We start from the raw sequence: 19,175 nt of genomic DNA on the forward strand, positions 1-19,175 counted from the left end.
GAACGCAGAATGTACAGAAGGATCCTCGCTCTTTCGAAATAGCCATGCGTTGCGGGCGAGCTGCCATCGCCATGTAGCGAGGAAGCCTGGCGGAACCTGCGACCGAAGTGGAGCGGCACGGCGTTGCCGGCAATCTCATATCCTGCGATGAACTGTCGTTCGGGTATGGGACGAAGAACGCCAGCGAGTGGCCGGTGATATTGCTCAACCATCTCGCCTGACCCATCGCTATGGGTTTTGACGACGATGAAAGGCCACGCCGTAAGCGCTAAAGCGCCGATAAAGAGAAGCATGGGAGGAAAGCAGCGAAGCAACATTCGGAAATCCAGATTGTTGCCAAGCCACTAGAAGCCGAAGATTGCGTCGGCATTACACATGCACGAAAAAGTCGAGCCATGCCCGCAAGCAGGATCGCGGCAGGTTTGCTGCGATCCAGGGCTGACGCGCGTCAGATCTCAGTTGTTGTCATTGTTGCCGAACCAGAAGTCGAGCTCGCGTATGCGACGCTTGTCATAGGGTTGATCCGGCGATTTGATCTGCCAGCTGTCATCATCAGCCAGGCCGGTCCACTTCGGCGTGCCGCCCTGCTTCTGCACGGATTGCCGCCAGCGATACTGGGCATAGATCTCCATGATCTTGCCGGCATATTGGCTGGCAAGATCGCCGTTGCCAGTGATGATTACCAGGTTCTCGTCGTTCACGCCGCTCGCCTTAGGGCCCATATTGTGGGAGCCGGTCATGACGACGGGATTGGGACCATATGGATCGACGATGACGACCTTGCTATGGACCATGGCGTGAGCCGTCGGCAGCTTCAGAACTTCCTTCTGCCAATAGGCGAAACGGCCGGGGATGGCGGCGGGCAGGACGACGTCGGCATTGGCGTCGATCCGCTCGCCTCTGTTGAACAGCACGACCGGGTTCTTTGCCGTACCCGGATTCTGGTTGACCACGCCCTGGATGTAGAGATCGGGCTTGAACGAAGGGCTCGACGGAGACGCAAGCTCGATGATGTCGTTGAGAAGCGTACCGCGAGGACCGGGATTGAACATGGCGAACAGGATGCCCTGCTGGGCGCCACGGATCAGCTCGCCTGCCTGTTCTAGATCTAACCCTTCGCGCATGGGCGTGAACCAGACCGTCGTATTCTTGGCTTTCGGCGTTGTTCGGGGCTCGGCATTGCTTTGATAGAGGGCGGGCGGAGAATCGTTGCCGTCGGCGGCCAGCGTCTTCCACTGATCGAGATAGAATTGCGCCACGGCCGGGTTGTCGATCAGGAGCGCATTATTGGCCTGGGTGCAAAGGCCGGTCATTGTCCAGTTCGTGCTGCCGGTCCATACGGCCTGGGGCGATTTGTCGGCGCCGCAGATGACCAGAAATTTGTTGTGCGCCAACGCCCGCGGCGCGCTCATGCGATCCCTGACATCACAGGAAGCCAGTTCGGATCGGGCATCCTCGTTTTCGTCCTCTCCCTTTTTCTTGACGCTGCCATTGCCCAGCACGATATGGGCGCGTTTCTTGAAGCCCTGCAGCAGCGGAATGAGTTCAGGATCATCCAGCTCGAACAGGGCGGCATAGATATGGCCGCCATTCGACCTGACATCATTGAGGAGCGATACCAGCTTGTCGCGGATCGGCCCTGCGAGGAACTGGCGGATTGGGTCCTCCGGGTTGGCGATCGCCTTCTTGAGCTTGGTGGTGGGAGCCTCTTCCGGTAATAGGCGGGCAAGCCATTGGCTGGCGACGATGCCCCGGTTGAAATAGCAACTGACATGGCCGCTGGTTTCCGCTCCGATCTGCACGGCATCGCTCCAGTCCGATACGTGATCGGCCGATTCCTGCAACGCCGTCTCAGGCCCGATCATGGCGGAGACCCGGTAGGCGACGACATCACCCGGATTGACGGCGAAATCGGACCAGAGATATTTCTGGATCGGCCATTCCGTCGTCGGCTTGCGCGTGCCTTCCTCGACGGGCGGCCCGTCGGCGAAGCCGACCCAGCTCGCGACGATCTCCTCATGAAAACCCTCGGCATCGACATCGGAGACCGTATTCGGGCTTTGCGGGCTTCCAGCCGCCCGCTTGATCTTTCGCCGCAGGGCAAAGCCACGGCACTGGTCGATGAAGTCGCTGCGCCAGGCAATAAGAGCGCTATCCACACCGGGATGCACGATCAGACTGATGTTCATTGGACCTCTCCCTCGATGATTGCTCCAGTTGCTACGATTGCTGCCAGGCATGAAATCAGTGCTGACGCTCCTGGCCGCGAGACCTTGGATAGCAAGGTGCGTCAGCTAAGCGGCGCCCCCGTCTGTTCGTCCGTCTTGAGCGCCTGCACGCTAAAGCGCACGAACAGGGCGATGGTCTCGCCGCCCGTAAAACGTATGAATAGCCCGCCATCGCCGTGGACACGATTGTCATCGGCGAAACTGCCGGAGTTGCCTTGCATGAAGTGGATATCGTGGACGCCGCGTTCCGGGCTGAAATGAAAGGTTTCGTCGCTCCCCTGGTCCTGAAAATACTCACCGAAGGCAACGATGACGGCGCCCGTGTCGGCCTTGGCGCGTTCGATCTGTGCGTCGAGCATGTTGGAGAGCGACAGCTGCGCGCCATCGGCCGGAATGGCTGTCATGTCGTCGATCGGGAAGAGCGTATCTCGGATATAGTCGAGACCTTCTCCATCGGGTCCGCTCTGCAAGGGCTTGAAACCCGCAGGCCCTTCGGCGATGCCGGCAATGTCGTGGCCGCTATTGTCCTTGAAGTCCGGGTCGTAGTGAACCAACACTTCGCTGCCATCAACGGACTGGACATTGACGGCAATGCGGAAATCCTCGTCATTCGCTTTGACCCAGATCTCGTAATGCGGCGAAGAGCCGGACGGCTTCATCGTGCCATCGGCGACCTTGCCGACCAGGACGCCGTAGGTGCGCTGGGCACTCCTGGGTTTTCGACGTTGACGTGTCATGAGAAAGGACCTTCATTACGGGCTGGAAAATGCTTGCTGATCGCCTGCCAACAGCTTTTGCGGCATTTGGGATTAAACTCCAGGCAGGAATTTGCGCCGAAACTGAAAACCGTGTCTAACCGACTGCCGGGCCAGTTAGGTGGCTTTATCCCACTTTGCGTCACGGTCGTGACGATCTCATGAATTGCTCTGTGGGCCCTAAAGATGGGCGCAATGCCATTTTGATTTAGAAGTCTTTAGAGCAGTTGAGGAATTCGTGATCTATAGTTGTCTATGAAAATTTCCCTCCAAGTCGAAATGTGATCTTGCGTCTCGAGGCAAGTGGGGCAAGAGTTCCCGAACCCCCTGGCGCCGGTGCGGCACGGCGCGAAAAATTTCGGCAGACTGTATGAAAGCACCCAAAAGAATCGGCATTCTGGACGTCGCCCGGCTGGCTGGCGTGTCCGCGACGACCGTATCCCGCGTCCTGAACGGCCAGGCTGACAGCCGCATCAGCCTGGAGACGCAGGAGCGGGTCAAGGCAACGGCAAGCAGCGTCGGCTATGTCGTCAACCGTCTGGCAACATCGCTTCGGACGCACAGGACCGGTGTCTTCGGGGCGATCGTCAATAGCCTCTCCGGCCATTATCAGCCGCATCTGACAAGTCGCCTCCAAATCGTGGCGCAGCGCCGTGGCGTGGAACTGCTGGTCGCGCAGGCTAAGGCGGACGCCGGCGAGATCGCCGGCCAGCTGCGCCTGTTTCAGCAGGATTTCTTCGATGGTGTCATCATGGTCAGCGATCTTCCGGGCCAACAAGCGCTCTGCGATCACCTTGATCTCATGGGCAAGGCACATGTGACGCTTGGCGCGGGACTGACGGGGCCGCTTCCCGCGGTTCTCACCGACGACCGGCAGGGCATAAGATTGCTGTTCGATCACCTGGTGGAGCTCGGACACCGCCGCATCTCCTTCGTCTACCGCGTCAGTCGCAGCGCGCTTCGCGATCGGATGTCGATTTTTCAGGACGCGGTTGCCAGCAGCGCGGGCTTGGTTGTCGGCGACGTCATTTCCTTTGAGAAGGGCGAGCGCGACCGCAAGCTCCTTGCGGATATCTTGGCATCGCCGCAATGCCCGACGGCGCTGATCTGTGGTAGCGACGGGCTTGCGATCGAAGTCGTCGCTTTCCTGCGCGATCTCGGCCTTCGGATCCCCACCGATATTTCCGTGGTCGGCTATGACAACGTGCCCGATACCGCCTATTGGGCCCCGCCTCTGACGACGGTCGCACAGCCGACGGATGCACTGTGCGAAGCATCGCTTGATCTTCTGATTGAGCTTTCAAATCTTCCGTCGGATCTGCGCGTTGAAAAGCGTCCGATCCGGTTCGTTACTCCCGAACTTGTCATACGTGCGTCATCGAGCTCGCCTAGCTTGCGGCCATTCTCCCTTGCGTAGAAGAAACGATGGTTCTGAACGCAAGTGGCCGTATTTTATTTGCGCAAACGTTTGTGCAAAGATTTGATAGGAGAGTGTGCCGATGTCCGAATTTCTGCTCACCGGCCTCAACAGCCCGGTCACCCGTCGTACGACCCTTCTTATGGGAGCCGGCGCCGGCCTCTCCGCCTTCATCCCGGCGCTGTCCGCTTCCGCTGATGAAAACGCCGATAAAAGGCCGGAACTTCGTATCGCCGTTCAGATGAATCCGGTCTCGCAGGAGCCCATCGACGCCGCCAGCAACGTCGCCTTCCGCAACAACTATTCCATCCACGAGACTGTGCTCGCGCTCGACATGCGCGGCGATTTTTCGGTCAAGCCCAATCTCGCGACGTCCTGGACCTGGATCTCCTCGACCGTGCTCGAAATGAAGCTGCGCCCTGGTGTGATCTTCCATGATGGCCGGGAGATGACCGCCGAAGACGTTGCCTTCTCCTTCGGCCCTGAGCGGCTCCTGAACAAGGACGCGCCGGGCTATCCGACCTATCGCACTAATTTCACCAGCCTCGACCATGTCGAGGTGGTCGATCCGCTGACGGTCCGCTTCGTCACCAAGTTCCAGGACCCGATCTTCCTGCAGCGCCTTGCATCCTATGCGGCCGTTGTCATCAGCAAGGATGCCTGGCAGAAAAACGGCGGCAACTGGACGACCTGGCGGCAGAAGCCGGTCGGCGCCGGCCCCTATAAGGTCGAAAGCTATACGGCCAATGAGAGCGTCGTTCTCGCCGCTCACGATCAGGCCTATCGCGGCAAACCGGCCGCCAACCGCGTGACCTTGCGCATCGTGCCGGAGGTTTCCTCGCGCATTGCCGGCCTGCTGGCCGGCGACTACGACATTGCGACGGACTTGCCGCCGGACCAGCTCTCGGTTGTTACCGCGAGTACCGATCACGAGATCGTCGGCGGTCCGGTTCCGAACAATCGCATTCTGTTCTTCGACAAGAACAATCCCGCGCTGAAGGACCCGCGCGTTCGCCAGGCACTCATCCTCGCCATCGATCGCCAGGCGATCGTCGACACGATCTGGAACGGCCGCACGAAAGTACCGAACGGGCTGCAGTTCGAGCTCTATGGCCCCGTCTATCTCAAGGATTATCCGGCCTATCAGTACGATCCCGATCGCGCGATGCAGCTCCTGAAGGATGCCGGCTATAATGGCGAGGAGATCGAGATCCGCTCGCAGAACAATTACTACACGGCGGAAAACCCGGTGACGCAGGCCGTTGTCGCCATGTGGCAGGCTGTCGGCGTCAATGCCAAGATGAAGTTCGTGGAGTCGGGCAAGCTGTTTGAGAACTCGCCAACCCGCGCGACCGGCAACTGGTCGAGCACAGGCCAGGTCCCCGACCCCTATATCTCCTTCTTCACGCAGTTCAGCTCGGCCGGCAATCTGAGCTCGTTCAAGATCTGGCAGAATCCCGATTTCGATGCGCTCGGCGCCAAGATGGAGCAGGCCGTCGATCCGGCCGACCGCGCCAAGATCTTCCGCGACATGCTGCATCTGATCGAATGGGAGGATCCGGGCGAGACCGTCCTGCATCAGAATGCCGTCTTCTTCGGCATCCGCAAGGGCATCAAGTGGCAGCCTCTGCCGGCCTTCCAGATGGATCTTGGCGCGGGCAGCCTTTCCTTCGAAGAGCAGAAGAGCTGAGCTTCCTCGCGATGGGCGTTCCAGTTCTTTCGGTCGACAATCTGAGCATCTCGTTCGGAACGGGCGCGGGGCGGTTTCATCCGGTCAACAACGTGTCTTTCGATCTTGCCGAGGGTGAGATCCTCGGCATTGTCGGAGAGAGCGGATCGGGAAAGAGTCTCACCTGCCTCGCGCTTGCTGGTCTTCTTGGGCCGAGCGCCAGTGCCACGGGCTATATTTCCTTCCAGGATGCCATGTACGACGCGGCCGAGTTCGGTCCGCGGTCACGGGTAAAGCTGCCCCCGATCGGGCTGATCTTTCAGGAGCCCGTTTCCTGCCTCGATCCGGTGCGCACGATCGGCTCCCAGATCGCCGAGGCGGCCGTCAGCGCCGGGATGTCGACAAGGGAAGCCAGGGACGAGGCGCTCCGGCTTCTGGCGGAAGTCGCCATTCCACAGCCAGAGACGCGTTACAACGCCTATCCGGCGCAATTTTCCGGCGGCATGTGCCAGCGCGTGATGATCGCCACGGCGCTCGCTATGCAGCCGCGATTGATTATCGCCGACGAACCCACGACGGCGCTTGATGTGACGGTGCAGGCGCAGGTCGTCGCTCTCCTCGTCAAGGCGGTGCGCGAGCGCGGCATCCCCATGATCTTCATCAGCCACGATCTCGATCTCGTCTCGGAGGTCTGCGACCGTATCGCGGTCATGTATGCGGGCTCCCTGGTCGAGATCAATCGCACGGACGATCTCTACGACAATCCGCGCCATCCCTATACGCGCCTGTTGCTGGAGGCCATGCCCGGACGGGGCAGGCCGCTTGAGAAGCTCGCGGATATCCCCGGCGAGCTGAAGCTGCATGACGACCTGCCGCAGGCCTGCGCCTTTGCGCCCCGTTGTCCACGCGCGGAGCCGAATTGCGCGACGATGGTTCCGCCGTTGATTGCCGGTGCGGCGGCGCTTGCCTGCTTCAATCCATGGAGTGCCCATAATGCCTGAGAAGCAAGTCGCCGCCAATTCAGAGACGAGAATTGCACTTGCCGCCCGCGATCTGCAATTTTCCTATGCTCCGGGTTTTTCCCTTTGGCCGGGGCGCGCCAAGGGATTTCACGCGATCAAGGATGTGAGCCTGGAATTGAGACCCGGCGAAACATTGGGTCTTGTCGGCGAGTCCGGTTGCGGCAAGTCCACGCTTGCCTCCTTGCTCTGCGGCGACCGCGAGCCGACATCAGGCGAAATCACGCTGTTCGGTCAGTCCTTCAAAAGCCTGATGAAGCCGAACCGGCGCGGTCTGGCAAAACATCTGCAGGTTATTTCGCAGGATACGATGGGTGCGCTCGATCCGCGCCGGAGCGTCGGCCATCAGATGGTGGAGACGCTCACCATCCACGGCATAGGCTATCCGGCAAGCCGGCTCGATCGCGCGGCGGAGGCGTTTAAAGCTGTCAGCCTGCCGGTCTCCGCCTTGCAGAAATTTCCGCATCAGCTCTCCGGCGGCCAGCGTCAGCGCGTCGCCATCGCCCGTGCTCTCATGGTCGAACCGCAAATTCTGCTCTGCGACGAGCCGGTTTCGGCGCTCGACGTTTCCGTGCAGGCCCAGGTGCTCAACCTCCTGCTCGAACTGCAGCGGGCACGCGGCCTGTCGCTACTTTTCATCAGCCACGACGTGCGCGTGGTTCGTCATGTCTCGCATCGCGTCGCGATCATGGAGGCGGGACAGATCGTGGAAACCGGCCCGACCGAGGAAGTCTTCGCAAACCCGGTCCACCCCTATACCGCCAAGCTCCTGTCCGCTGTTCCTCGCGGGCGGCGCGGTGGGGTACGGCAGGCAGCGGCCATGCTTGAAACGCTCTGAAGGAATAGGCAATGCTTCAATCCATCCTGCGGGCGTTTCTGCGAGCATTCGTGACCCTGTTCCTGGCGATGACCTTCACCTTCGTCATCCTGCGCGTCAGCGGTGACCCCTTGCATTCCCTTTTGCCGATCGAGACACCGCCGGAAGTCGTGGCGCTGATGCGGCAGCAATGGGGTCTTGATCAGCCGCTCTACATTCAATACTTCGCCTATCTCGGCCATCTCCTGCGCGGCGATTTCGGCACGTCGCTATTGAACGGGCAGGATGCCCTGACGCTGGTTCTATCGAAAGTCCCGGCGACGCTGGAATTGATGGGCGCTGCCCTGATATTGGCGTTCGGCGCCGGCGTACCCTTCGGCATTCTGGCCGCGCGCAACCGCGGCGGACTGATCGACCGCCTTGTCATGGCGCTTGCGGTGCTGATGCATTCGCTTCCGAATTTCCTGATCGCCATCCTGCTCATCCAGCTTTTCGCCGTCTCCCTGCGGATCTTGCCGAGCGGCGGGGGATCGACGATGGCGCATCTCGTCATGCCCGTTCTGGTCATTGGCCTTTACAATGCCGGCATCATCGCCCGCTTCGTCCGCTCGAGCGTGCTGGAGGTGCTGGGCCAGCGGTTCATATTGGCGGCGCGCGCCAAACGCATCGGCGAAAGCGCCCTTCTGTGGCGGCATATCATGCCGAATGCGGCCTTGCCGCTTCTGACCATGCTCGGCTTCCTTGTTGGTGGCATGATCGGCGGGGCGGCCGTGGTCGAGAGTGTTTACGCCTGGCCGGGTGTCGGCCGCTTTCTCGTCTCCTCCGTCGCGCAGCGCGATCTGAACATCGTGCAGACCATCGTGCTGCTCATCACGGCGACGATGGTGACGGCCAATCTCATGATCGATTGTCTCTACATTCTCGCTGATCCGCGTCTGCGGCATCGCGCATCGGCCTGATCGGCCGCCTCGAAAGGTAAAACCATGGCGAATGCAGCGACCGGCGCCGACGTTCCTCGCAAAACCAGATCGGAGCGATCTTTTCAACCCAGGCTTCGGTTCGATTTGATGACGGCCATTTGCGCCATTGTTCTCGTAACCTTCATCACGGTTGCGATCTTCGCCAATGTCTTTGCGCCCCATGGTTTTGCACAGATCGATCTTCATGCCCGCAAGGCGCCGCCGATCCTGTTCGGCGGCTCATTCAAGCATATTCTCGGCACGGACGAGCTTGGCCGCGATATTCTAAGCCGCATTTTCTATGGATTGCGCACCAGCCTGCTGATCGCGCTCGGCGCGTCGGCGATCAGCCTGGCGCTGGGCACGGTGCTTGGGCTGCTTGCCGCTTTCGGTCGCGGATTTGCCGATATGCTGATCCGCGTCGCCGTCGATTTTCAGGCCTCGATGCCGTTCCTCATCATTGCCCTCGCCGTTCTCGCCTTCTTCGGCGACAATCTCTGGCTTTTCATGGCGTTGCTCGGCCTCTACGGCTGGGAGCGTTACGCGCGGTTGGTGCGCACCATGGCAGGGCTGGAGCTGGAGCGAGGCTATGTCGCGGCGCTGAGACGAAATGGTGCGGGAACGGGGCGCATCGCCTTCCTGCATGTTTTGCCCAACACGCTCTCTGTCGTCCTCGTCAACCTCACGATCGTCCTGCCGGAAATCCTGTTGCAGGAATCGGCGTTGAGCTTTCTCGGCCTCGGCATCCAGCCGCCGCTTGTCAGCCTCGGCAGCATGGTCGGCGCTGGCCGCGACTATGTGATGACCGAGTGGTGGATCGCCATCCTGCCGGGCATCGTGATCTTCATCCTGTCGCTGTCGATCAGCCTGATTGGCGACTATCTGCGCGATGTTCTCGATCCGACACTTCACTAGCTTGCCCCCTAAAGAACCGCCTCCAAGGAGACTTGCATTGCCTTTGCCCCTTCACGCCGCTCGTCATGGTTCGCTCCGCATCGCCGCTCATCGCGGCTTCAGCCGGCGCTTCCCGGAAAACACTATTCTCGCCTTCCAGGCGGGTGTGAACGCAGGCGCCAACGAGTGCGAAATCGACCTTATGCTGACGCGCGACGACCAGATCGTCGTGATTCACGACAGAACGCTTGATCGCACGACCAATGGCTCCGGCTTCGTTGCCGATCACGATCTCCAGCACATTCTTTCGCTTGATGCCGGCGCGAAATTCGACGCGCGCTTCGCCGGAACCCGCGTGCCGACGCTTGCCGATACGCTGCTGTGGGCAAAGCAAACGGATACCCGCCTGGCGATCGAAATGAAGGAGCCCGAGCGTGCCGATCGTCTCATCGATATCATGATCGCGACACTGCGAGAGCTCGACGCGTTTGACCATGTCGCCATATCCTCCTTTGATCATATCGATCTGCGGCGGGTGAAAGAGCTCGAACCGCGCCTTCAGACGGAAGCGATCCTCCACCATCGTCCGGTAAACATCGTCGCCTCGATGCGCGCCGGCGGCATTGATGGCGTCTCGCTGGAATTGAACCGCTTTCACCGCACTGACGCAGAGGCGCTGCAGCAGGCCGGCATTGCAGTGCGTCTGAGCCTGCCGCTGCCGGAAAAGCTTGCCATGTTCTGGCAGGGTGGCCGCGACCTGCTTCCCATGATCCGCGGCTGCGTCAGGGACCGGCTGGTCGATGCCCTTATCGGCGACGATGTGGATTTCCTCCGCATGCTGAGCATGAGCGCCTGAGAATAGCGCCGCCGATCGGCGCTTGACTTATTCATAGCCTGTCAGCTATTGATCTAATCAATAGCCAAAGAGTTATGAATCGGTATGGCAAACGCCCATGATCCCATTTTCCGAGCGCTCGCCGATCCGACGCGGCGGGCGATATTCGAGCGATTGTGCCGTGACGGCGATCAGACCGTCGTCGCGCTTACGGCTTATGCCGGTGTCTCCCAGCCGGGCGTTTCAAAGCATCTCGCCGTTCTGAAACAGGCGGGGCTGGTATGCGACCGGCACGAAGGTCGCCAGACGCATTATAGCGCGCAACGAAACGCTCTTGCGCCGTTGCGTGACTGGACGAGCGAAATGGCCGGTTTCTGGGAAGACAAGTTCGGTGATCTCGAAGATTTGCTCGATCGGATGGATCAATGAAAGCGGTATCGGGCGAGGTACGCGCTGTCGTGGTTGAGCGCGAAATTGCGCATCCGCCGGCAAAGGTCTGGCGTGCACTCACACAGCCGCATCTGATCGCGGAGTGGTTGATGAAGAACGACTTCGTTCCCATCCTGGGACATCGGTTTAGTTTTCGTGGCGATTGGGGTGGCGTCCTGGATTGCGAAGTGCTCGTCGTCGAGCCGAACGCCAGGCTGTCCTATCGATGGAATTTCGCACATGATGACCCGGCTTTCGATCTGAAGAGCGTTGTGACCTTCACGCTCACGCAGACGGACAAGGGAACCCATCTGCGCATGGAGCAGGTCGGCTTCCGACCGGACCAGAAGCAGGCCTATGGCGGTGCCAAGGCGGGATGGCGGCAGTTCCTCGAAAGACTTGAACAGGTGCTGGCAGAAGTGAAGTGAGACCCATTGCTGGCAAGCCCGGAATACAATCATGCGAGCATGGTCCGGCCGCTTGCTTTCACCACGCCGTGCTCGAGCTGACGATGTCGATGATTCAGAAGGCCGGAATATGAAGTGGATGAGGACATGATTACCGATATCGAGGACTTCTTTACCAAGGGATGTGGGCGCTGCGAACGCTTTGCGACGCCGGACTGCTCGACGAGGCTGTGGATTGACGGTCTGAACGAACTGCGTCGAATCTGCCTGGAGGCGGGGCTCGTCGAGACGGTGAAGTGGGCTCATCCGTGCTACATGCATGAGGGACGCAACATCGTGATCATCGGTGCCTTTCGTGGCGATTTTCGCCTCACTTTCTTCAACGCGGCACTGATGAAGGACCCTGAGGGCGTGCTCGAAAAGCAGGGTCAGAATACCCGGCATCCCGATATGATCCGCTTTGTGAGCAATGACGCCGTGGCGAAAATGGAGCCCGTCATCCGATCTTATCTGAAGGAGGCAATGGGTTATGCCGAGGCCGGCATCAAGCCGCCGAAAGAACAAAGCGATATCGAATTGCCTGACGAGCTGATCGAGGCGCTGGATTCCGATCCCGAATTGGCGGAGGCTTTCCATGATCTGACGCCGGGGCGAAAGAAAAGCTATGTGATCAACCTCGGCTCCGTGAAGAAGTCCGAAACCCGGGCGGCGCGAATTGCGAAGTTTCGCAATCATATTCTCGCCGGAAAGGGCGCGCTGGAGCGGTAGCCAGCAATTGGCGTCTTCCTATTGACCGCCTCTCGCTCGATGAGCTCGAACCGCTTGACAATCTCAAGTCAGTTGGGCCTGGGATAATACCACGCATAACCAAAGTGATAACGATCCGGCTCCTTTCCGTAGTAATACGGAAGGGCAATGTCCTGCTGCGTTGGCAACTGTGTCGCCGCTCCGAATTTCGATGTGAGCCATTGTTGCAGTGCATTCGGCATGGTTGATTGATGTCCGTCCCGCTCGTTCCAAACCAGCAGGACCGGTCCATTTCCTATGGCCTGCGGGCTTAAATCCGACGCAGGATATTCCGTCGATATGATCGATGTGCGCGGCATGTTCACACGCAGATTGCCGGCCTTGAGCCACGTCGTCGTCACGACCGCCGAGGGTTGTTTTCCTTCTACGGTAACGACTTTGTCCACGAAGGTGGCGTAGGGCGCGTTCAAATGCTCATAAGAATGGAAAAACCGCGCAAAAAGGACACCTCCGGCTATGATCAGGGGCAGCGCAATCATCATGACGATGGGCAGGTAAAGGAATTTCTTTATATCGGCCTGGCTTTGCAGTCCCGCTGCATCGAGCTTCAGACAGAAATAGGCCGGTAGCAGAAACAGGAAGGGGAGCAGCCAGCGGTCACGAAACTCCGTAAGCGTGATCACCAGTATCAAGATCAGCAGGATCGCGACGGTGCTTGAAAGTATCCTTCCGACGAAATCGCTCCATTCGCTTCTGGCACGCAGCGAACGCAGGAATGATTGACGGAAGAACAGCAGAAAGATCACGCTGGTGGGAGCGACGATCGCGATGCTCGTCTTGACCAGTTCGAGAAGTCCGAAACCGATGTCGGAAAGCTTTCCGCCGGCGCCTTGCTCCGACATGGTGTGGACCGTCGTTGCCAGGACCCGGTCCATGTTGGAGACCATCCATATGGCGTGCGGCAGGAACACGAGAACGGCGATCGCCAGCGTTAGCAGAAGGCGCCAGTCGATGAGCCTTTTTCGCCCGACCGGATGAAAGAAGGTCGCGACGAGGACGCTGACGATCACCAGAGCGAAATTGTATTTCGTCAGCATGCCAAGTCCGGCCCAAAGGCCGATCAGCGCATAGGAGATGAGCGTCGGGCGACGAATGGTCGCAACGACGAAGTAGATGATCATGAGCACCGCAAGCAGGGTGCCGACGGTATGCGTCAGGTCTCTCTGCGCCTGCCAGAACATCTGCGGCATCGTCAGGAGCGATAGCGTCCCGACCGCCGCCAGGCTTTTGTCGGTCACAAGTAATCGCAAAAGCTTGTAATAGGCGAGATAGACGAGGAAAAGCAGGAGATTCTTCCCGATGACGAGCGATGCGACGCTCGTGCCGAAGATTTCGAAGATGCCGTACTGAATCCAGTTGTAGAGCGGTGGCTGGGCGTCATAACCCCAGGCGAGCCATTGGCCGACGAGAAACTGCTGTGCTTCGTCGATCCGCAGCGAGCTGGAGATGGCGATGCGGATGGCTGCCTGGACGATGAAATATATGGCCAGGCATCCCGGTACCCACCAATATTCGGAGGGTGAGCTGCTGTCGATGGACGCAGCCTGCTGATGCGCACCCGCAAACCTGTCTTTTCCCAGAAAGTTCATCCGGTTCTCCCAGCGATTGCCACTATCGTCGCAGGCGCCATGTCATAGATGTCGCGGCGACACAATCGTTTTCAGTAAGATTTCAGGGGGCGGCATCTCGAGGGCAGATCTGATTTGCCAGATATTATTCCTTCGGTAGCCAGGTCGTCAAAGTATCCTCGTCGTTGTTCGCGTTCAGCGCTCCCGTATGACGCTGGGCGAATCCGCCTGGTCAGATAACCGCCTGTGGCTGCGAGAATATGAATGCCGCGGCACGTGCGAACAAGAATTTTTTCCAGTTTCTGCCTTAATTCGCATCGAACTTGTTGTCAAACATACCGAATGTATGTATATAGGAGCCAAGCTTGGGCGAGGGGGCGTTTTCAAACTCCGAGTCCGCCACAATCCGACACACTGTGTCGGTAGCAGCAGCCTATCGTTCCAATCCGATGCGGCTGCCCACCCCGATCGGTTGACCTCCGATCAAGACGAGAAGGATTCGGCTTTCCCTCCGAATCCTTCTTTTTTGCCGACGAGACCGGCGAGACTCTCTTCGAACAGCAACGTGCTATCGAAATCGCGACGGCTCGGCTGCTTCAACGTTGGATAAACACCGCAGGATCGATTTCGCCGGAGCAGCTAGACAGGGAGCCCTGGGGCCTTATTCATCTAAAAGGGAACCTTTTGCCATCAAACGCTTTTCATTTGACGATTTTAGAAGCCATGTGGTTGTCATTTGTCGCGTTCATCCCCCAACGACCAGCAGCAAGCCCGAGCTCTCGTCCCACTTGGATTTCTGAATTTCTTCATGGCCGATGTTCAGGCGGGCATCGGACCCTTCCTTGGGGTTTTCCTCGTCGCCCATGGCTGGCAAAGTGGGTCGATCGGCTCCGTCATGACGATCGGCGGGGTTGCGGGGATGGTGATGATGGCACCTGCCGGAGCCTTCATCGATGAGACGACGCATAAGCGCACATGCGTGATCGTGCTCGGCATCTGCACGGTCCTCGCCTCCATGATCATATTGGTCTCGCAGCTCTTCTGGGTCGTGGCCCTGTCGCAGGTTGCGACCGCTGTTGCCGGTGCCGCGATCGGGCCTGCCCTCAATGGCATCACGCTCGGCATTGTCCGGCAGGCCGGCTTCAATCGGCAGAATGGTTACAATCAGGCATTCAATCATGCCGGCAACCTCGTCGGCGCCGGGCTGTCGGGATGGCTCGGCTGGATGTTCGGGCTGACTGCCGTGTTCTGGTTGTCGGCCATCTTCGGCGTGCTGACCATCATTTCCGTGCTGATGATCCCGGCCGATGCGATCGACGATGACGAAGCGCGGGGTGCGACCCTTGCCGCCCTTGGTCCGGTGGGGGAGATGGAGCCTTCCAGACACCGAAAACCGAGCGGTTTTAAAGTACTCGCCGAGTCGAAGCCGCTGCTGATCCTGGCGGGTGCGCTTGCGCTGTTCCATCTCGGCAACGGCGCGATGTTGCCGTTGTTCGGGCTGGCTGTCGTCTCTGCCGGTCACGCCGATCCCGCTGGCTTTGTTGCCCTGACCGTGGTGGTGGCGCAGGGCACGATGATCATCACCTCCTTGATCGCGATGCATATGGCGGAAAGGAGAGGGCAATGGCTCGTGCTGCTGATTTCGTTTGTCTCCTTGCCGATCCGCGGCTTCGTGGCGGCGCATCTGATTACATCCTGGGGTGTCTATCCCGTTCAGGTTCTCGATGGCATCGGCGCCGGCCTGCAAAGCGTTGCCGTGCCGGCGCTCGTCGCCCGCATCCTGAACGGAACCGGCCGCATCAATGTCGGCCAGGGCGTCGTCATGACGATGCAAGGGGTCGGCGCATCCCTGAGCCCGGCAATCGGCGGCTGGCTGGCGCAGGAGATCGGCTATGGCACGATGTTCATGATCCTCGGCAGTTTTGCACTCGGGTCGATTGCGCTTTGGGTCGGGTTTCATGGCGTGCTGCGCGTAGCCGCTTCCGTACCGGGGCAGCCTCAGGGCGTTGTTTTCTCCGGCGATTGAGCTGCTTATCGCGGCTCCATCACAACGCGTCGAGAGCGTCATCCTTCGGTATATCCCGATCAATCCAACCTTACGGTTGCCCGACCGCTTGTCAGATCCTGAATGTTGTCAACGACCCGTTCGACCATCGAGGCGGCTATGGTCACGCCGAGCACGGCTCCGGATTCGGTGAAGCGTTCCTCCACAAGCCGCACGCCTGCCTCTGTCAAAAGTTTCGCTTTCACCAGAGCGAGATGTGAAAACTGCACATCGATCGTTGCCGCGACGGTTGGGAGTATTTCTCTCTTCTCCGCGCCTTGCAGACATAGCGCGGCGGTGCCGCCATAAGCGCGGATCAGCCCGCCAGCACCCAAAAGAGTGCCGCCGAACCAGCGTGTCACGACGACGACCACCATATCCAATTCGAAGCCGTCGATGGCCTGGAGGATCGGCTTGCCGGCGGTTCCGCCCGGTTCGCCATCATCGCTGAAGCGATAGGTTTGTCCGATACGCCAGGCCCAGCAATTGTGATTGGCATCCGTGACCGAGTGCTGTGCGACAAACGCCTTTGCTGCCTCGCTATCGGCAATCGGACCGGCCGTCGCAACGAACCGGCTTCGCTTGATTTCCTGATTGGCGGTGGCGATCGAAACAAGCTCAAACATACGGCCTCTTAGCCAATTTCGTGCACTCTGCGAAGAGGCAGTTGCCGCTGTTCCGAGAGACATGAGGTAACGTGGGACAAAATGAATTGGATGAGGATCGCCGCGAGAGTTTCCCAGGCCTTCAATGGCGTAGCCGAAACTCGTTGAGCGTGGTCAAGGCGGGAAAGCTCTGCCTCATGGGCACGAGGCAGAGCAGAGAGCCTTATCGGCGCCTCGTGCGAAACTTTGTTGGGGGCGCAAGTATCGCACGCACATAGCTTACAACGGGTAGCTGAAACGTAGCTGAGGCCCCAGAGGCAGATGAATTCAGGCCTGTCCAACCCTAAATAAGAATTCACTTTAAAATTAAATAGATAGAGCGGATGTGCCCAAAAGTCATCCACACTTTTTGGCATTTTGCTTTAGCTGTTAGTCTTATGCACCCACAGCCGGCGAGGTGGTGGTCGACGTCACAGCGGCGACGTCGATTCCTCGGTCGTGAGCAACACGATGTAGTTTCGCGACTATTTTGCCGCGGCCCTCGACGTGCCGGCCTGCAGGTCCGCCTCGTCGGCAACGATGGAGGCAGCCTCGTTCTGCAGTATATCCTTTGCGTTCTTGCGGGCCTTTTCGATGGCAATATCGGCGCTCAGGCTGCGCTCGTTGGCCTGCAGGCCATCATCCTCGCCGGTATCGATGCCGTCATTGGACTGTCCGCGCGCCTTGATGCGGTTTGCCTGGGCGGTCAACTCGTTGCGGCGTTCGGTTTCATTGAGAGAGATGACCTTCTTGTCGCGCTGCTCCTTCAGCGTGGTGACGTCTTCCACGAAGCGCTGGTATTCCGGATCATCCTTCACGCGCGCGTCATGGCGACCTTGCAGCTGCGGTAGCAGCGCCTGGATGTCACCCCAGGGCTTGTAATTCGCCGGCTTTACCTGTGTCCAAGGCAGCGCGTTGTCGTAGCTGGATTCGCCGAAGGTCTTGAGGTCGGCAAGTCCCGGCAGGCTGATATCCGGCGTCACGCCACGCAACTGCGTCGTACCGCCGTTGACGCGGAAGAATTGAGCGACCGTCAGTTTCAGCTCGCCGAATTTCGGTTTCTGATTGTGGGCCACCTGATCGAGATTGACCACGGTTTGCACCGTGCCCTTGCCGAAGCTCGGTTCGCCGATGATCACGCCGCGACCGTAATCCTGGATCGCCGCCGCGAAAATCTCGGAGGCCGATGCTGAGCCACGATTGATCAGCACGCCGACCGGGCCGGTCCAGGCCGGAGCGGCAAGGTCATCGCTCTCGACCTCCACCTCGCCGCCTGCATCGCGCTGCTGGACGACCGGACCCTTGCCGACGAACAGGCCTGTCAGGTCGATCGCTTCGGCCAGCGAGCCACCGCCATTGTTGCGCAGGTCGATCAGGACGCCGTCGACCTTTTCCTGCTTCAACTCGCCGAGAAGCTTGGCGACGTCGCGGCTGGCGCTGCGGTAGTCCTTGTCGCCCTTGCGCCGGGCTTCGAAATCCTCATAGAAAGCCGGCAGAGTGATCACGCCGATCCTGCGCGTCGTATTACCATCCTTTACCGACAGGATCGTCTGCTTGGCAGCCTGCTTGTCGAGGCTGATCTTGTCACGGACGAGACTGATGACGTGATGCTTGCCATCCGGCCCGGCATCGGCGGGCAAAATATCAAGGCGTACGACTGACCCCTTGGCGCCGCGTATCATCTGCACGATTTCATCGAGTCGCGTGCCGACGACTTCCTTGATCGGACCGTTTTCGCCTTGACCGACGCCGATGATGCGATCGCCGACCGCGAGCTTGCCGGAGAGTTGCGCCGGGCCGCCTGCGACCAGTTCGCGGATCGTGGTGTAATCATCCCTTTCCTGCAGCACCGCGCCGATACCGACCAGAGAGAGCTTCATGGAAATATCGAATTCGGCCGAGGCGGTCGCGCCGAAATAGTCGGTATGCGGGTCGACCGACGTCGTATAGGCGTCCATGAATGTCTGAAAGACATCGTCGCTCTTGTATTTATAGGCGCGCTCGAGGGAGTTTTCGTAGCGCTTGTCGAGCGTATCGCGAATGGCGGCATCATCCTTGCCGGCTAGCTTGAGGCGCAGCCAGTCGTTCTTGACCCGTTTGCGCCAGAGATCGTTGCTTTCCGCCTCGGTTTGTGGCCAAGGCTCCTTGTCGCGCAGGAGCGCGTAGTCTTCCTTGGTGGTAAAGTCCAGCTTCTGGTTGAGCAGGCTGCGCGCATAGGTCATGCGGTCGACGACGCGCTGCTCGTACACATTGAAAATGGAAAACGGGATATTCAAGTCTTCCTGATTGATGGCGTCATCGATCTTGGTGCTGCCCGCCATGAACTTGTCGATATCGCTCTGCAGGAAGATGACACGGTCCGGATCAAGGGACTTGATGAAGCGATTCATGATCCTGGCGGAGAGGACGTCGTCCAGTGGGACCGGCTTATAGTGGAAGCGCTGCAGAAATTGCGCCGTCAAATGCGCGGCCTGCGCCTGCTGCGGCAGTGGTGTCAAAACTGGCGGTGAACCGGCTTCCAGAGCATATGCCGATGAAGCAAATGCCAGGAACAGGCAGAGGAAACCATATTTCGTACGCATCAAGTCTTGGCCCGATTCTCAATCGTTAAATGTTCAATCTATAATCTAGGTGGAACAATTATGGTTTTTTGGCAACCAGACAGATGCTTTCCTTCGAGAAA

The 19,175-nt window shown here is 59.2% G+C and carries 16 protein-coding genes; 11 read left to right on the forward strand and 5 right to left on the reverse strand.

Annotated features, from left to right (window positions below; genetic code table 11):
• Positions 1-455: 455 nt before the first annotated feature.
• Together FBZ99_RS19370 and FBZ99_RS19375 are read right to left on the reverse strand one after the other, a co-directional pair.
• Entirely contained in the window at positions 456-2,189 is a 1,734-nt protein-coding gene (locus FBZ99_RS19370) for a phospholipase D-like domain-containing protein (RefSeq protein WP_113353302.1), read from the reverse strand.
• Positions 2,190-2,290: 101 nt separating this feature from the next.
• Complete coding sequence (locus FBZ99_RS19375) at positions 2,291-2,965, reverse strand: DUF2278 family protein (RefSeq protein ID WP_113353301.1); 675 nt, start codon at positions 2,963-2,965, stop codon at positions 2,291-2,293.
• 388 nt (positions 2,966-3,353) lie between these two features.
• On the opposite strand from FBZ99_RS19375, the gene FBZ99_RS19380 reads away from it, so the two are divergent.
• The 10 genes from FBZ99_RS19380 to FBZ99_RS19425 all read left to right on the forward strand — a co-directional run bounded on the left by FBZ99_RS19380 (position 3,354) and on the right by FBZ99_RS19425 (position 12,197).
• The gene (locus tag FBZ99_RS19380) at positions 3,354-4,400 is read left to right on the forward strand and encodes a LacI family DNA-binding transcriptional regulator (protein WP_233788500.1); all 1,047 of its coding nucleotides are present in this window, start codon (positions 3,354-3,356) and stop codon (positions 4,398-4,400) included.
• A gap of 82 nt (positions 4,401-4,482) precedes the next feature.
• Positions 4,483-6,090 (forward strand): ABC transporter substrate-binding protein, encoded by a 1,608-nt coding sequence (locus tag FBZ99_RS19385; RefSeq protein ID WP_145634354.1) that lies wholly within the window; start codon positions 4,483-4,485, stop codon positions 6,088-6,090.
• 11 nt (positions 6,091-6,101) lie between these two features.
• Entirely contained in the window at positions 6,102-7,070 is a 969-nt protein-coding gene (locus tag FBZ99_RS19390) for an ABC transporter ATP-binding protein (RefSeq protein WP_113395099.1), read from the forward strand.
• Positions 7,063-7,926, forward strand: a complete 864-nt coding sequence (locus FBZ99_RS19395) for an ATP-binding cassette domain-containing protein (protein ID WP_113395098.1) — start codon at positions 7,063-7,065, stop codon at positions 7,924-7,926. Before FBZ99_RS19390 ends, FBZ99_RS19395 begins: the two co-directional genes overlap by 8 nt.
• Before the next feature lie 11 nt (positions 7,927-7,937).
• Positions 7,938-8,864, forward strand: a complete 927-nt coding sequence (locus tag FBZ99_RS19400; RefSeq protein WP_113353298.1) for an ABC transporter permease — start codon at positions 7,938-7,940, stop codon at positions 8,862-8,864.
• Between the two features lie 24 nt (positions 8,865-8,888).
• Positions 8,889-9,779, forward strand: coding sequence for an ABC transporter permease (locus FBZ99_RS19405; RefSeq protein WP_145634357.1), 891 nt, complete (start codon positions 8,889-8,891; stop codon positions 9,777-9,779).
• Between the two features lie 37 nt (positions 9,780-9,816).
• On the forward strand, positions 9,817-10,614 hold the full coding sequence (locus tag FBZ99_RS19410; RefSeq protein WP_145634359.1) for a glycerophosphodiester phosphodiesterase: 798 nt from the start codon (positions 9,817-9,819) through the stop codon (positions 10,612-10,614).
• Positions 10,615-10,698: 84 nt separating this feature from the next.
• On the forward strand, positions 10,699-11,022 hold the full coding sequence (locus tag FBZ99_RS19415) for an ArsR/SmtB family transcription factor (RefSeq protein ID WP_113395096.1): 324 nt from the start codon (positions 10,699-10,701) through the stop codon (positions 11,020-11,022).
• The gene (locus tag FBZ99_RS19420) at positions 11,019-11,450 is read left to right on the forward strand and encodes an SRPBCC family protein (RefSeq protein ID WP_113353295.1); all 432 of its coding nucleotides are present in this window, start codon (positions 11,019-11,021) and stop codon (positions 11,448-11,450) included. Before FBZ99_RS19415 ends, FBZ99_RS19420 begins: the two co-directional genes overlap by 4 nt.
• A gap of 126 nt (positions 11,451-11,576) precedes the next feature.
• A complete protein-coding gene (locus FBZ99_RS19425) occupies positions 11,577-12,197 on the forward strand; it encodes a YdeI/OmpD-associated family protein (protein WP_113388756.1) in 621 nt (206 codons plus the stop codon).
• Between the two features lie 68 nt (positions 12,198-12,265).
• On the opposite strand, the gene FBZ99_RS19430 is transcribed toward FBZ99_RS19425, so the two are convergent.
• Positions 12,266-13,825, reverse strand: a complete 1,560-nt coding sequence (locus FBZ99_RS19430; RefSeq protein WP_145634361.1) for a glycosyltransferase family 39 protein — start codon at positions 13,823-13,825, stop codon at positions 12,266-12,268.
• A gap of 715 nt (positions 13,826-14,540) precedes the next feature.
• Here FBZ99_RS19430 and FBZ99_RS19435 point away from each other — a divergent pair.
• On the forward strand, positions 14,541-15,830 hold the full coding sequence (locus FBZ99_RS19435; protein ID WP_145634363.1) for an MFS transporter: 1,290 nt from the start codon (positions 14,541-14,543) through the stop codon (positions 15,828-15,830).
• 59 nt (positions 15,831-15,889) lie between these two features.
• On the opposite strand, the gene FBZ99_RS19440 is transcribed toward FBZ99_RS19435, so the two are convergent.
• Positions 15,890-16,474: an IMPACT family protein gene (locus FBZ99_RS19440; RefSeq protein WP_113353291.1), complete on the reverse strand. Its 585-nt coding sequence runs from the start codon at positions 16,472-16,474 to the stop codon at positions 15,890-15,892.
• A 503-nt stretch (positions 16,475-16,977) separates the two neighbouring features.
• On the reverse strand, positions 16,978-19,074 hold the full coding sequence (locus tag FBZ99_RS19445; RefSeq protein WP_145634365.1) for a carboxy terminal-processing peptidase: 2,097 nt from the start codon (positions 19,072-19,074) through the stop codon (positions 16,978-16,980).
• Positions 19,075-19,175: the final 101 nt, after the last annotated feature.

It is taken from the genome of Rhizobium sp. ERR 1071 (assembly GCF_007828675.1).
Taxonomy (GTDB): Bacteria; Pseudomonadota; Alphaproteobacteria; order Rhizobiales; family Rhizobiaceae; genus Rhizobium; species Rhizobium dioscoreae.

Coding starts and splice junctions, on each gene's coding strand:
- FBZ99_RS19405 (WP_145634357.1), top strand. CDS start 8,889: ATGGCGAATGCAGCGACCGGCGCCGACGTTCCTCGCAAAACCAGATCG.
- FBZ99_RS19395 (WP_113395098.1), top strand. CDS start 7,063: ATGCCTGAGAAGCAAGTCGCCGCCAATTCAGAGACGAGAATTGCACTT.
- FBZ99_RS19425 (WP_113388756.1), top strand. CDS start 11,577: ATGATTACCGATATCGAGGACTTCTTTACCAAGGGATGTGGGCGCTGC.
- FBZ99_RS19385 (WP_145634354.1), top strand. CDS start 4,483: ATGTCCGAATTTCTGCTCACCGGCCTCAACAGCCCGGTCACCCGTCGT.
- FBZ99_RS19400 (WP_113353298.1), top strand. CDS start 7,938: ATGCTTCAATCCATCCTGCGGGCGTTTCTGCGAGCATTCGTGACCCTG.
- FBZ99_RS19440 (WP_113353291.1), bottom strand. CDS start 16,474: ATGTTTGAGCTTGTTTCGATCGCCACCGCCAATCAGGAAATCAAGCGA.
- FBZ99_RS19380 (WP_233788500.1), top strand. CDS start 3,354: ATGAAAGCACCCAAAAGAATCGGCATTCTGGACGTCGCCCGGCTGGCT.
- FBZ99_RS19375 (WP_113353301.1), bottom strand. CDS start 2,965: ATGACACGTCAACGTCGAAAACCCAGGAGTGCCCAGCGCACCTACGGC.
- FBZ99_RS19420 (WP_113353295.1), top strand. CDS start 11,019: ATGAAAGCGGTATCGGGCGAGGTACGCGCTGTCGTGGTTGAGCGCGAA.
- FBZ99_RS19430 (WP_145634361.1), bottom strand. CDS start 13,825: ATGAACTTTCTGGGAAAAGACAGGTTTGCGGGTGCGCATCAGCAGGCT.
- FBZ99_RS19370 (WP_113353302.1), bottom strand. CDS start 2,189: ATGAACATCAGTCTGATCGTGCATCCCGGTGTGGATAGCGCTCTTATT.
- FBZ99_RS19415 (WP_113395096.1), top strand. CDS start 10,699: ATGGCAAACGCCCATGATCCCATTTTCCGAGCGCTCGCCGATCCGACG.
- FBZ99_RS19445 (WP_145634365.1), bottom strand. CDS start 19,074: ATGCGTACGAAATATGGTTTCCTCTGCCTGTTCCTGGCATTTGCTTCA.
- FBZ99_RS19390 (WP_113395099.1), top strand. CDS start 6,102: ATGGGCGTTCCAGTTCTTTCGGTCGACAATCTGAGCATCTCGTTCGGA.